9 protein-coding genes are annotated in these 13928 nt (G+C 42.8%); 3 read left to right on the top strand and 6 right to left on the bottom strand.

The window, feature by feature from the left end; genetic code table 11:
- Nucleotides 1-58 precede the first annotated feature (58 nt).
- Nucleotides 59-1957 (top strand): NADP-dependent phosphogluconate dehydrogenase, encoded by a 1899-nt coding sequence (gndA, locus tag FQ608_RS16745; RefSeq protein WP_158859409.1) that lies wholly within the window; start codon nucleotides 59-61, stop codon nucleotides 1955-1957.
- Between the two features lie 484 nt (nucleotides 1958-2441).
- Here gndA and FQ608_RS16750 read toward each other — a convergent pair whose 3' ends face one another.
- The 4 genes from FQ608_RS16750 to FQ608_RS16765 all read right to left on the bottom strand — a co-directional run bounded on the left by FQ608_RS16750 (nucleotide 2442) and on the right by FQ608_RS16765 (nucleotide 8889).
- Complete coding sequence (locus tag FQ608_RS16750; RefSeq protein ID WP_158859422.1) at nucleotides 2442-3395, bottom strand: Rpn family recombination-promoting nuclease/putative transposase; 954 nt, start codon at nucleotides 3393-3395, stop codon at nucleotides 2442-2444.
- A gap of 249 nt (nucleotides 3396-3644) precedes the next feature.
- On the bottom strand, nucleotides 3645-4763 hold the full coding sequence (locus FQ608_RS16755; RefSeq protein ID WP_158859424.1) for a PQQ-dependent sugar dehydrogenase: 1119 nt from the start codon (nucleotides 4761-4763) through the stop codon (nucleotides 3645-3647).
- A gap of 87 nt (nucleotides 4764-4850) precedes the next feature.
- A complete protein-coding gene (locus FQ608_RS16760; RefSeq protein ID WP_158859426.1) occupies nucleotides 4851-7307 on the bottom strand; it encodes a ligase-associated DNA damage response DEXH box helicase in 2457 nt (818 codons plus the stop codon).
- A complete protein-coding gene (locus FQ608_RS16765) occupies nucleotides 7297-8889 on the bottom strand; it encodes an ATP-dependent DNA ligase (RefSeq protein ID WP_158859428.1) in 1593 nt (530 codons plus the stop codon). Before FQ608_RS16765 ends, FQ608_RS16760 begins: the two co-directional genes overlap by 11 nt.
- 133 nt (nucleotides 8890-9022) lie before the next feature.
- Here FQ608_RS16765 and FQ608_RS16770 point away from each other — a divergent pair, with 133 nt between their 5' ends.
- Both FQ608_RS16770 and FQ608_RS16775 read left to right on the top strand, forming a co-directional pair.
- The gene (locus tag FQ608_RS16770) at nucleotides 9023-9550 is read left to right on the top strand and encodes a hypothetical protein (protein ID WP_158859430.1); all 528 of its coding nucleotides are present in this window, start codon (nucleotides 9023-9025) and stop codon (nucleotides 9548-9550) included.
- Nucleotides 9551-10154: 604 nt separating this feature from the next.
- Nucleotides 10155-10364, top strand: coding sequence for a hypothetical protein (locus tag FQ608_RS16775; RefSeq protein WP_158859432.1), 210 nt, complete (start codon nucleotides 10155-10157; stop codon nucleotides 10362-10364).
- 91 nt (nucleotides 10365-10455) lie between these two features.
- On the opposite strand, the gene FQ608_RS16780 is transcribed toward FQ608_RS16775, so the two are convergent.
- Together FQ608_RS16780 and FQ608_RS16785 are read right to left on the bottom strand one after the other, a co-directional pair.
- A complete protein-coding gene (locus FQ608_RS16780) occupies nucleotides 10456-11415 on the bottom strand; it encodes a DUF4625 domain-containing protein (RefSeq protein ID WP_158859434.1) in 960 nt (319 codons plus the stop codon).
- A 93-nt stretch (nucleotides 11416-11508) separates the two neighbouring features.
- The gene (locus tag FQ608_RS16785; protein ID WP_234364242.1) at nucleotides 11509-13881 is read right to left on the bottom strand and encodes a TonB-dependent receptor; all 2373 of its coding nucleotides are present in this window, start codon (nucleotides 13879-13881) and stop codon (nucleotides 11509-11511) included.
- Nucleotides 13882-13928: the final 47 nt, after the last annotated feature.

Consider the following 13928-nt stretch of genomic DNA (forward strand, 5'->3'; position numbering starts at 1 on the left):
GACAAAAGGAAAGGTATAGATCTGGGGGAATTAGTCGGATTTTTTGGTAGTTTTGAGTATGGTAATTATCGTTTATGGCGTTACTGGATGTGGAAAAACCACTGTTGGCCAGTTGCTTGCTGAAAAATTGAATTTCCCATTTTATGACGGGGATAATTTTCATCCGACTTCCAACGTCGAAAAAATGCGAAAAGGCATACCGCTCACCGACGAAGACCGGATACCTTGGTTAAATAATTTGCGAATCAAAATTCAATCCTGGGATCGAAACGGAGGTGCTGTTTTGGCCTGTTCCGCACTGAATGAGAAATATAGAAAAATCTTGAAACGGGGGAGTAATCCCATTTGGGTCCTTTTGGATGGGAGTAGGGAACTGATTCAAGAGCGTTTGGATGCCCGAGTTGGTCATTTTATGAACCCCGCCCTGCTTGAATCTCAATTTGCTACCTTGGAAAAGCCAGCTTATGGTTATAAAGTCTCAATTGATTCCACTCCGGCTGAAATTGTGGAACAAATACATTTTCTTTTAAAAAACATGAATGAATTATCATCATTTGGTGTGATTGGAATGGGAGTGATGGGCAAAAGTCTGGCCTTAAACTTATCAAACAATGATGTTCCCCTTTCTATCTATAACAGGCATGTACCCAATAAAGAAGAAAAGGTAGCAGCAAAGGTATTGGAACAGTTTCCGGATCAGAAAAACATGTTGGCTTTTGATGATTTACCGTCCTTTGTGACGTCGCTTTCTACTCCCAGAAAAATCTTGTTGATGATTCCGGCAGGAAAGGCAGTCGATCATCAAATAGAGGAGTTAATTCCTCTGCTTTCTCCAGGCGACATCATTATCGACGGAGGCAACTCGTTTTATAAAGACACAAACCGCAGGGTAAGTTATCTGGAAGAGAAAGAACTGCTTTTTGTGGGCACGGGCGTTTCTGGAGGTGAAGAAGGTGCCCTTAAAGGCCCTTCCATCATGCCAAGTGGTCCAAAAGAAGCTGTAGATAAGGTACTTTCACTGTTTGAGAAAATTGCAGCCAAGGACAAATCAGGGAAGCCATGCACTGCATATATTGGGCCGGAAGGTTCTGGGCATTTTATCAAAATGGTCCACAACAGTATTGAATATGCGGAAATGCAGGCTTTGACCGAAGCTTATTTCCTGATGCGACGGCATTTGGGAATGGATCCCAAGGAGATATTTGAAGTGTTTAGTACTTGGCAAGAGGGAGATACTGCTAGTTACCTGTTAGAAATCACATGTGATATCCTTAATACCTATGAAGATGACGAATTGTTGTTGGATAAGATTCTGGACAAAGCTGCCCAAAAAGGAACAGGGGGCTGGTCAGTGACTACAGCGTTGGAATATGGCGTTCCTTATGGCGTTTTATCTGAAGCGGTTATGGCAAGAGCCATTTCTTTCAAGAAGGACGAAAGATCTAAAGCTTCGCAAGTCTACGGACATAAGCCGAAAGCAATTTCCGGAGATAGAAGCAATTTTTTAGAATCTCTTAAAGACGCCTATCAGGCTTGTAGAATCATCAACCATGAAGTAGGTTTTAGTCTGATGAAAGCTGTAAGTGATGAACATAATTGGAACTTGAATTTTTCCGAAATTGCCCGTATATGGACAAATGGATGTATCATAAGATCCAGCTTAATGGAATCGGCCGTAGCTTGGTTTTCGACTACAGACAATTTGTTGATGCATCCAGAGGTTATTGACCGTATGAAACTATCCCATCAGAAACTAGCATTTGTAGCCGGGGAGGGGATTAAGCATGGACTTGCCCTGCCTGTATTTTCTGCCGCAATCAATTATTTCCTTGGCGCAATCACTGCCGAAAGTCCAGCTAATCTAATCCAAGCCCAAAGGGATTATTTCGGAGCCCATACCTATGAACGTGTGGATGCTCCTGAGGGAAAGCATTTTCATACTGTTTGGAAGGAGTAGATGAGGTTGATTGGTCTATAGGTTGATGGGTTGATGAGTCGATAGGTTTAAAAGTCTATGGGTTTATGGGGGGATTTGCTGAGCGGATTTTAGGTTGACTCGTTATTTCAGATAAACGAAAACAGATTGCTATGAGATATTTCGGACGCTGGGCCATACCAGCCTATCGGCAGGCAGGTTTTAACTGTACCCTGCACCGCTACGCTCCTCAGGGTCTACGCTTCGCTTCGATTGCTACAATATTTCAACTTCAACAATCGAAAAACGTATATAAACGGGATCTATTTCAAATCTTAGCAAGACAGTGGTCAAAATTGCGAACTTTTGTTTTCTAAAAAGTACTCAATTATGCCATTGCAATTGGCATAAAAAGAATTACTTCTTCAAAGAATTTTGGGAGTTAAAGGAAGTAGTGGATACTATATCCGGTCAATGGCAGCATCACAGAATCTTACTGTATCACTTCCTGTATCTCCCCAACGCCTCACCTCCCAAATCCCTGTTCCTTCAGGATTTTTTCGACCTCGGATACACTTACTTCCATTACGCGGGCGATAAGGTTTAGGGGCATGTTTTCTTTGTAAAGATTCACGATTCCGGACCGAATTTTCTTCTGTTCACCTTTCTCCAATCCAATCTGTTCACCTTTCTCCAATCCAATTTGTTCTCCTTTCTCCAGTCCAATCTGTTCACCTTTCTCCAATCCGATCTGTTCTCCTTTTTGCTCGCTGGCAACTAGAGCATTCTTGAGATCCCGGTAGCGCTTGAGACTCTGCTCGTAGGCCCTTAGGTCTTTTTTTTCCAAGTTTGTGATTGTCGCTATATCCATGACTTTTTCAAATATCTTTTCCCGCACGCTGCCCGGCAGTCTTTCAAGAAACTCCAAGTGCTTTAACACATACAGCCATTTCTCGAATTTTGTTTCAAGTTCCGACTCCTTTTTTTGGAATTTGGGAACTTCTACATACACAAAATGGAGCTTGTCGCTGAACCGTTTCCCCGTCTCAATATCCATCAGACCCACCCGTTGTAGATACCTCCCATCTTCCGGGTCCATGGAAAAATCGAGTATGGAAATGCAATAAACGGGCTGAAGAGAGTAGTTCCAATTGCCCCGCTTACCCTGCTCCTGAACGGGGTATGTGGCGTAATATAGTGAGCGGTCCCTGAGGTTTAGCTGAAAAGCCTTCTGCATCTCCACGATAAAGCGTTCACCGGATTCGGCTATGCAGTAGATGTCAAACACCACCTTTTTGTCCATCTTTCCTGTTCCCAGATGTTCGTTTCTGGAAAACTCCAGGCTTGCGATGGGTCCTGTCTCTGGCTCCAGTACGGCATTGATGAAGTCCAACAGCAGGTCCTTTGTGGCTTCCTCTCCAAAAATCTTCTTAAACCCGAAATCGGTGAAAGGATTTATGTTGCGGGCAATGGCTTGCATGCGATAAATATAAAAATTATCTGGAATGGATACAAATGTTGAAATGGGATATTTGGAAAGTAAACGTACCAGCGGAGATTAGGAGTAAAAGGGTGTATTTAATACTTCACCCAATTGCTTCACCCAGTCGGAGAATTATTGGAACAGGTTAAGCTGTAAGGTCTTCACTCTTTTACCTTATACCCTATCGACTATCAACTTATCAACTCAACAACTTATAAACCCATCGACCTATCAACCCATCAACTATTAATTCGGAACAACTCTCACAATTCCTTTTCCTTCTACACCTGCATAGATCAGACCATCCGGCCCCATTACCACATTTCGGACACGTCCCATGCCATCGATGACCCGTTCTCGTTTCACTACTTTATTTCCTTCTAAGGTCAGTTTCTCCAAGTAGGCAAAGCTCAATGCTCCTACCAGCAAATCTCCCTTCCATTCCGGATACTTGTCACTAGTCACCACAGCAAAACCACTTGGAGCGATGGACGGTACCCAATAGTATAGTGGTTGCTCCATGCCGTCCTTGTGTGTTTCTTCTGTCAGGATGGTTCCATTATAGTTGATTCCATAGGAAATAACCGGCCAGCCGTAGTTGGCTCCCTTTTTCACGACGTTAATTTCATCCCCTCCGCGAGGACCATGCTCGTTCACCCAAACTTCCTTTGTCTCGGGGTGAATGATCATTCCCTGTGGGTTACGGTGGCCATAAGAGTAAATGGCAGGCTTGGCTCCCTGCGTATTTACAAAAGGGTTATCAGAAGGGACTTTGCCGTCCTCATGCAAGCGATAAACCTTTCCTCCATCCCGTTTGATATCCTGGGGGTTGTTGTTCAGATCGCCCCGCTCGCCGATGGTGAAATACATATATCCATTCCCATCGAATACAATTCGGGAACCGAAATGAGAACCTGATTTTGAATTGGGTGCGGCTTTGTAAATTACTTCCAGATCGGTAAGGGAATTACCGTTTAATTTCGCCCTACTGATTGCCGTATGGGAGCCTTCCTCTTCGCCCTCTTCGGATGAATACGAAAAATAGATCCAGCCATTGGAAGCATAGTCGGGATGCAACGTGATGTCCAACAAGCCACCCTGACCCGCAGCTTTGATTGCAGGTAGTCCTTGGATGTTGGTTTTTTTACCGTCTTTAAAATGGATCAATTCTCCAGCTCTTTCGGTTATCAGCATGCTGCCATCCGGTAAAAAAGCCAGTCCCCACGGAACTTTGATGTCATCTACTACCGTTTCTACGGTGAATTTGTCCCAAGTTAAATCGGTCACTTCGGGACCATTTGGAGGAGTCTGTGCGAGACAGGCCTGACTGCTAATCCAAAGCATTAAAATAATATATCGTTTCATGAAATAGGGTTTTTGGTTTAATTAATATTATGGTGATTACAAGGTACCAATTTTTGTCGGTATAGTATCTGAATTTATGTTAAGGGGTTATTTTAGTAAATCAGCTTTCATTTTCATGACCCGATCTTCCAACGTTTCTGAACTTAGACTGGATCGCAGCCAAAAACCATCCACCATGATGGGGAATCCGAAAGGCGTAAACTGCACCGGACTTTTCAGAACTATCTTTTGGGAGTTAATCCGTTGAACTGCCTGTAGGACCTTGTCTTTTTCCATCTGCAAGTCAAACACCTCCCGGTGGGCTTGAAGAAGTAAAAGGTTATCCGGCTCGTATTCCTCAAAGACCCCATAAAGTATTCCCGAATTCGATTGCAGGTGTTTAAGACCTATAGGTTTGCCCGGAAATCCCTGAAATACCATGCCAGAAATGGTAGCAATATCTCTAAACTTCCGTCTAGCCATCTCTGTTTCGTTGATGCTTGTTAGAATATCTTCTTCAAGATTTATTTCGCTGAAAAGGTCTTCCGCAAGCGCATCTTCAATCGGTATGGGAACGTCAGAAAGAAGTTCAAACCCGTAGTCGTTCATTGCCATACTAAAGCTTATGGGATAACTGACGGAGATCCGATAAGCTATCAGTGCCGCCAATACCTCATGAACCATCCGGCCTTCAAACGGAAAGAAAATCACATGGTAACCTTCCCTAGACCGGTTCTTTTCTATCAAAAATGTATGGCTGTCAGGAATCAGCGATAAACTTTGCTGAAGCTCCAAAAGCGGGGCGATAAACTCCACCTCTTCGCAATAGTAGTTATCATGAATTGCCTGTTCCAATATGTTCCTCATATTGGCAGCTAGTTTGGAAGAAAGGGAGATGCGGCCTCCCAAATAGGAATGGATGTTATTACTCTTCCTCTTGGATAACTGTACCAAAACGCTCAGGTCTTTTATAGCAAGAAACTCCAAGTTTCTTCCTGAAAAGAAAAACCGGTCTCCTTTTTTCATCTTTGCGACAAAAGACTCTTCGACCATTCCAAGGTACCCGCCATGTTTGAAGCGTACTTTGTACATGGGGGCACTTACAATGGTTCCCATGGAAAGGCGATGGCGCATTGCCGTACGCTTATCTTTGACATGATATAATCCTTCTTCATCTATTTCAACTTTGGAAAATTCATCATAACCGCTAAGTGATTTCCCCCCCTTCGTGATAAATTGAAGTATCCAATCGAAAGTTTCCTGAGTGATGTCCCGAAAGGAATAGGTGCTTTTGACGATATCAAAAAGTCGATCCGGCAAGAAACCGTCCCCGACTGAGAGGGTAACCAAAAACTGTACGAGAACGTCATAGCTGAGCTGAGGGGATTGGATGCTTTCCATGTCTCCGGTATCCATGGCGTAACGCAGTGCGGCGGCTTCTATCAGTTCAAGGGAATTGGTAGGGACAAAATAAATAATACTCGGCACGCCGGGCCTGTGTCCGGAGCGACCTGCCCGCTGCATAAAACGGGCTACCCCCTTTGGGCTTCCGATTTGGATAACTGCTTCCACCGGCCTAAAATCTACTCCCAAATCCAGCGATGAGGTACAAACGACCAGTTTTAATTTTCCCTGATGTAGGGAATCTTCTACCCAAGTCCGGGTATGCTGGTCCAAGGAACCGTGATGGATAGCAACCAACCCGGCCCAATCCGGCCTTTTCTCCATAATATTTTTATACCATAACTCCGTCTGCGCCCGGGTATTGGTAAAAAGCAATACGGAATTTTGGGACTCAATGATAGGAAGTACTTTGTGAATCAGCCGAAGGCCCAGATGACCGGACCAAGGGTATTTATCCAATTCATCCGGATACACCGTTTTGAGCTGGATCTCTTTTTCAATATTCGCCCGGATAATATTAGTCGGTAGATTTTCGCCCAGAAGAATGTTACATGCCTGCTCTAGATTACCTATAGTAGCGGAAATAGCCCATAGTCGTATGGTGGGCTGGCAAAGATTCCGGATATAGGCCAATGCCAGTTGCACCTGAACGCCACGTTTACTTCCAAGTAATTCATGCCATTCATCTATAATGATTGCTTTTACTCCAGCGAATAGCTCAGCGTTTCCTTTTTGGGAAAGCAATATATGCAGCGTTTCCGGTGTTGTTACCAAGCATTCAGGTGGATTTCTTTTCTGCGCCTGCCGGGTTTTAGTATCCGTGTCGCCCGTTCTCACGGCAACTTTCCACGGCAATTCCATGCTGTCGCAAACCTCCTGCATTGCCCGCTGTATATCCTGGCCAAGAGCCCGCAAGGGTGTCACCCAAATGACTTGGATACCATTTTTTTTTGGCTTCCTCCAGTCGCTTTTATTTTCCCGGATATAATCCAATAGGACCGGAATCCAAAGTGCGAATGTCTTTCCGCTACCTGTGGGCGCATTTAGTAGACCGCTTTTTCCATCCAAATAGGCTTGCCAAGTTTCGAACTGAAATGGAAATGGGGTCCACCCCTTGGAATCAAACCATTCCAGGCCTGGTCTTAGGTCATTATTTTCCATATAGATCCAACAATGCCTTTAAATCATCAAGGGAATTAGCTTCGGTAACTTTCTTGTCTTTTCTCCATCGGAGTATTCGGGGAAATCTCAACGCTATCCCCGATTTGTGTCGTGGGCTTTGTTGAATACCCTCAAAAGCAATTTCAAAAACCAGTTTTGGCGTTACGGTTCTTACAGGCCCAAACCGCTCCTTTGTATGTTGCTTGATGAATTTATCTACGGACTGCATCTCCACATCCGTCAGCCCGGAATATGCTTTGGCAAATGGAACCAGTTGTTCCCCTTGCCATACCGCCAAGGTATAGTCGCTGTATAAGTCAGCTCTCCGTCCATGTCCTTTTTGGGCATAAAGCAAAACTCCGTCAATAGTCAAGGGTTCAATTTTCCATTTCCACCAATTGCCCCGCTTCCTACCGGCTTCGTAAGCAGAGTCTCCTCTTTTAAGCATAAAACCCTCCGCTTTTTGCTCCCTTGAAGTCTGTCTTAACTCCTCAAGTTGAGACCAACTGTCTTTTTTGATGGTATGGGAAAGTCTAAGTCGGGTGGGGGAGTCCGGCATAATGACTGTTTCTAGAATTTTTCTTCTTTCAAACATGGGCTGCTCCCGTATATCTTCATAATTAAATTCCAACACATCATATGCCATAAAGGAAATCGGTGCGTCTTGTAGGAGCTTTTTAGTCAGGTTTTTCCTTCCGATTCGGGTTTGCAAGACCCCAAAGGGTAGGGGAGTATCGTCCTGAAAGGGGAGGATCTCTCCATCTAAAACCAACCCGTCAGGAAGGGTTGCGGCCATTTCGGTCAACTCCGGAAATTTGTCAGAGATCAATTCTTCTCCTCTGGACCAAAGATAAATCTCCCCTTTACGCTTAATGAGTTGGCCCCGAATACCATCCCATTTCCATTCAATTAGCCATTCGCTAGGATCACCCAATGATTCCGGGATTGCTTCCAAGGGGTGGGCTAAAAAAAACGGATAGGGTCTGGAAAGGTCGTCCTGTTGGTTATCGGAGAGGATAAGCCGATCAAAAGTCGTACTCAAGGGATCCCAATTGCCCATTATTCGGTGGGATATTTCGGAGGTTTCTTTTCCGACTGCGGCTGCTACAGCTTGGGTGATAAGGTTTTGACTGACCCCGATTCGAAAGCTGCCCGTCATCAACTTGTTAAAGACAAAGCGTTCTTCCTTGGACAGCATCTGCCAAGCTTTGAGGATTCGGGTTTTCTTTTCCTCTTCGGAAAGCGGTTTCATATCAGCCAAATATGCTATCCAATAACTCAAAGATTGGTTGCTTTCCTGTATCGAATTGGGCAACAATAAAGCGATTGTTTCTGCCAAATCACCGACAGTCTGATAAGACTCATCAAACAGCCAAGATGGGATGCCGGCTATTTCCTGGCACCAAAACCGAAGCTGGGCAGTCGTAATGTTACGCTTGGGTCGTTTGTGGGTAAACAAAGCTAATGTCCAAAGCTTATCCGTATCCGGTGCCTCATCAAAGTAGTTTTTCAGAAACGCGACCTTATCCCTCGTCTTGTTGGTCTGGTCTAGTTGCGAAAAAAGCTTCGTAAATCGTTTCATAGAAAATTAATTAGGATAAATAAAAAAAAGGTATCAAATAATTGTTTGAAAGGATCTCTTTGTTTTATTTTAATGTTATCATTAATAACAAACATGAAGGCCTCAATTTCGTTTGAAATAAAAAACAATTCCCATGAAAATCATACCAATTCTATCCCTACTTGTTTTAATTTTCGCTTCATGCCAGTCAGAAGACGAAAAGTATACGGCAAATAGTATATCCTATGATCTTTTTCAATCAAGCGATTTTGACTACCAAGGTGTTGCCCAAATCAGAGAGTTGATAAATGGGAAGGTTGAGATTACGGTTAAACTGAACGGGGCTTCTTCAACAGATGCCTATTATTTTCCGGCCCACCTTCATTTTGGTTCCTATGACAGGCCGGATGCAGACGTTGCCTTTTTCTTGAATCCCATTGATATCAGAACGCTTGAAAGCACTACGATCCTTGGAACGCTCTCAAACAGCACGGAATTGGACTTTTCATCTTTCAGAAAATTTGACGGGCACCTGAAAATTCATCTAGCCGATGAAGGTCCCGATTATTCTGTCATATTGGCGACTGGAAATATTGGGAAAAATGAAAACAGCATTGAAAGCTTTAGTAGGGAACAACTTTCGATTTGTGTGCCATTCTATCCTAACCAGACAAATTTATAACCAAAGAATAGTAGAATTAGGCACTTCCTCAATTCTCGAAATCTATGAACTATAATGATTCACCGCTTTTCTAAAGAGAAAACCCGCCACCGACGATCATTTACTCAATTCCAGTTTTAGTTTAGCAAAAAAGACCACGAAGGACACAAAGAAGGCACAAAGAACACAAAGTTTTGCTAAAAAATCCTCCGTGTCCTCTTTGTAATCTCCGTGTTCTCCGTGGTTCTATTTAAAAATTGACTTTGAAGGTCAAATTAAGTAACATGGATTAATCGTTGAGTTTTTGTTGGGATCATTTGGTGGCATGTAGTATTGAATAAAAGCCTAATTCAAAAGAATATTTTTTGTTTAAGAGTTTTTTTGGTTTTTAAACACATTCAAAGAATTTATTTTTTTGAGGTTTAGTAATTCGACCAAACTTTTATCTATTGACCATTAGCTGCTTAGGTGGTTTTCTTCCCGATTTCTACAAACATGTATTTTTGAATTCCCGCCTTATACTGCTTAATACAATTAAAAATTTTATTTGTTTATCGCAAAAACTTAGAATGACAGCAAACAAATCTGTTTAACAAATGTTAACTATATATTAAACAAGATAGGAATGGGAAATCATAAAAAATTCAGTTTGTTGATTTGCTTCTTTCTCATAGTCAATCAAGACATAATCGGAAACAGGCAATTTGAAGAAAGTCAGGAATCTATTGTCACCATTCAGTCTAAATCTATAAAAAGTGAAGACCATTTAAAAGTGGGTTCAATAAAATCCTCCAGTTTTCTCCACCTTCCCCACACATCCATTTACCTGAAATAAGTTAAGCCAATTATACCATAATGAAAAAGGGGGCAGAAGCCCCCATTTTTTTTATTGAATATTTCCGTCAGAAATTCTATATTGAAATATTTCAATCTTCAATGTGCACTTCGTAGAGCAGCCTGGTTATATTTCCTCCTGTGTCTTCTACCCAAATGATCAAATCCAAGTGATCTTCATTTGCTGGAATAACAATTGCATTTTCTCCGGTAAATATTTCGGATAGATTAAGTTCGGTAGCACTAGGTAAATCTGGTCCGGACATTCCTTCTCTCCAAGTAGAAGATCCCCACATTTTTTCATAAAAGTCACCTTCCTCAGCCACTCTGGCACTTGCACTGTGTTCATCGTCGTGGCCATGGTCATCCTCTTCAGTCAGTCTTACCCAAAGAAATTTTAGATCAGTGCTTAATTGATGATCAGTTTTTCGAATAAAGCCATCCAACTCCAAAGGCTCTCCAGCCTCACCTTCCAACTCCCCATCATGAAGATTTGCAATGCTGATTTGCGGGGCATATGGAGTCTGAAGATAAAATGTAGCCAGGTAATTGGAATTATCACCAAAACTTGTCTGATTTCCATGTACATCGATGGCTTGAATAGAAAAATCATAGGGTCCGGCCAGCACGTTTCCAGAAACTCTTGAGGAATTTCCTCCCCAGTAAATATCAGTACCCGGTCCATCCACACTCACCCGGGTGGCTCCTTGGGGAAACCTAAAGTCAGGATTTGCAGCATCAGGAGAATAAATATCATCAACATCAAGCCGCTCAAAATCTGTCTGAATTCTTCCGTGTGTATGCCCGTCAAATGAACTGTGAATGTCTACCCTAATCTGGGCGATTCCAGATGGGTCATCCACCCCAAACCTGACGTGAAGATGATCTTTGGTAGCCGGATTGACTTCTTCCTCCATAGGACGAACTGCATCTCTGCCATCCGCTGTTCCAATCACAGGGGCTTCAAGGTCTCTGATTTGATCGTCGTCGGTTTCGCAGGAATATGCTAAAAAGGAGGCTCCGAGTAGTAAGTATAACAGTGGCTTTTTCATGGTAATTAAAGTTTATTAATCAATGTTGCAAATGCAAATATGTTGCAATAATATAACATCTTCGCTTATTGGCCAAGAAAAAATAGATATTTATTAATGTTTTATCCCGATGGGTATTTTGAGACTCAGGCTAATATTCCTTCCCTGCTCGGGAAGATTTAGTAGTCGATATCTACTTAAATGGTTGAAATAAAAGGTATTTGTTAAGTTTTGACCACTAAGTTGGAACTTAAGTGGTTGCTTCCAAAGTAGGGTTCGCCATCCCAAACCCCCTTCTAGTAATTGATATCCATCTGTGGTACGTTCGTTTCTGTCGACCCGATTCTGCTGTGCCGCGTACCTATATTCAAGAAAAACAAAAAGATTCTGCGCAACTTGCCCTAGATTAGGGATTTTATATTCCACGCCGCCCAAAAAACTCAAAGGGGGAGTGAGTGGAAGGGGCAGCCGTGTTTCCAGGTTAAAATTATAAATATATTCGGCGGCAAAAGAAACACTCAAATTTGGAAAAACTATCCAATCTGCTTTGATCTCCCCACCTGTAAAAACAGCATTATGTTGCCGGTATTCCCAAGCTGTACTTGACCCTGGGAGTCTGGAAAAACTTCCCGTAGGAGCCAAATAAATAAAGTCTTGATAATAACCCCAAAAGGGGCTGAGGCCAAGAAGAAAGTTTCTTTTCGAATAGGAATAGTTTGCATCTACCTGATAGCTGCGTTCGGAAACTAAATCCGCATTCCCGATTTCATGCCGGAAATTTCCATGGTGAATACCATTGGTTGATAATTCGATGGGGGTAGGCATTCTGAAGCTACTTCCCAAATTTAATTTCAAATTATGGTGTGTATTTAATATCCATGACATTCCCGATGACCCACTTAAATTATAAAAAGTACGTGCAATGTCTGGGTTTCTTTGGTCAAATTGTCCAGTAGGGGTTAACCGCTCATAGATCGGCTGTAAATGCTCTTGAATGATATGCCGCCCACCATCGGCACGCAGGCCTGCATTTACAATGAAATTATCCTTCCATCGGTACTCATGAAAATAGAAAATTCCTCCTTGTAAACTGGTAAAATTTGGAAGTAAAAACTCAAAGCCTCCTTGATTGTTAACCATATAAGAAGATTGAATTCCTAAAATGGTTTGATTTTTATCATCAACATGTTTGTTGTACCGCAAGTTGGCGGTATAGGTATCAAGGTAAAGCCCCAAGGCTAGATTTCCTTCAGATGTCGGGCCAACACCATGGGCGTGGGGAAGTGATTCCTCCAACCTGCGGTTATTTTGGTAACCCAGATCTATTTCCAGCCAGTTTCGATTATGTTGTATGGTGGTATTGGATATTATTTTTAGGTGTTTATTGTCCTGCCTCGGATAGTCTATACCACGGTTGTCCCCATTATGACGCAAACTGTACGCAGTGGGAATACCGACGGCACCGGTAAAGATTCCAGCTTGTTGGCTAAATTGCGAAACGGTGAGGGTTGATTTTCCCCAATCTTTCCTGACACCTCCCATTAAAGAAAAATGGCGCTCTTTGCCTGCTGTGTTTTTTAGCCGATTTTCATACACGGGAAGTACAAATCCGGCATAGTTAAACTGATCGGTAGGAACCCGGTAATCCTGAAAATCCTGTGCAGTAAAACGCGCCTTGAAGACTACATCCTTTTCGTTGCCTTCCACCATGGCGGTATTTCCATACATGGCATTATTGCTTCTGTAGCTACTAACTACATGGCCCCTTATTTCACCAAGTTCAGGAAGGGCTCCCGGAGCGATATTTATCACTCCTGCCATCCCGTCAGAGCCATAGATAAGCGATGCAGGTCCTTTGATCACTTCTACACGGTCTACATCAAAGGGATCAATTTCAAGGCCATGGTCCGCACCCCATTGCTGCCCTTCCTGCTTGATTCCCCTGTCATTTACCATTATCCGGTTAAAGCTCATGCCTCTGATTACAGGCTTACTGATGCCTACACCCGTGTTAATGGTGCTGATCCCGGGAAGTTTTTCCAGCGCATTGGCAAAGGTACCCGTATTGTTTTTTTCAATATAATCCCTGTCAATGACTTCTATACTTTGGGATTGTTCTACTGGGCCATTTTTGAAAGGATTAGCCTCAATGGTCAGCGACTGTAGAGTTATTGCCGACTCAAGCATGGTAATAGAAAGACGTACATCTTCCGATTGGACCCTTATATTTTCAGTCTGAGACCTATATCCCAAATGGGTAAAGTGAAAATGGTAGGTGCCGGGTCGAAGATTCGGTATGGAAAAGTTTCCGTCTATATCGGCTATCGCTCCTTTCCCCAGTTCATGAATATGGATATGGGCCATCAGAGGATCCCCTTTTTCTCCTTTCACCGTTCCAAAAACGATATAGTTTTGCGACTGCTGCGCAAACCCGACATAGGGACCGATGGCTATTAAAACCACTAGAAGAAATGGTAGAATTTTCAAGGAAGAGGAGATATTCAGATATGCAATAAAGTTTCAGATGCAAAGGT

Source organism: Lunatibacter salilacus, assembly GCF_009797935.1.
GTDB lineage: Bacteria > Bacteroidota > Bacteroidia > Cytophagales > Cyclobacteriaceae > Lunatibacter > Lunatibacter salilacus.

Bases quoted from the DNA above. Each gene is read 5' to 3' on its own strand.
- FQ608_RS16750 (WP_158859422.1), bottom strand. From the start codon at position 3,395: ATGCAAGCCATTGCCCGCAACATAAATCCTTTCACCGATTTCGGGTTT.
- FQ608_RS16755 (WP_158859424.1), bottom strand. From the start codon at position 4,763: ATGAAACGATATATTATTTTAATGCTTTGGATTAGCAGTCAGGCCTGT.
- FQ608_RS16760 (WP_158859426.1), bottom strand. From the start codon at position 7,307: ATGGAAAATAATGACCTAAGACCAGGCCTGGAATGGTTTGATTCCAAG.
- FQ608_RS16770 (WP_158859430.1), top strand. From the start codon at position 9,023: ATGAAAATCATACCAATTCTATCCCTACTTGTTTTAATTTTCGCTTCA.
- FQ608_RS16780 (WP_158859434.1), bottom strand. From the start codon at position 11,415: ATGAAAAAGCCACTGTTATACTTACTACTCGGAGCCTCCTTTTTAGCA.
- gndA (WP_158859409.1), top strand. From the start codon at position 59: ATGGTAATTATCGTTTATGGCGTTACTGGATGTGGAAAAACCACTGTT.
- FQ608_RS16765 (WP_158859428.1), bottom strand. From the start codon at position 8,889: ATGAAACGATTTACGAAGCTTTTTTCGCAACTAGACCAGACCAACAAG.
- FQ608_RS16775 (WP_158859432.1), top strand. From the start codon at position 10,155: ATGGGAAATCATAAAAAATTCAGTTTGTTGATTTGCTTCTTTCTCATA.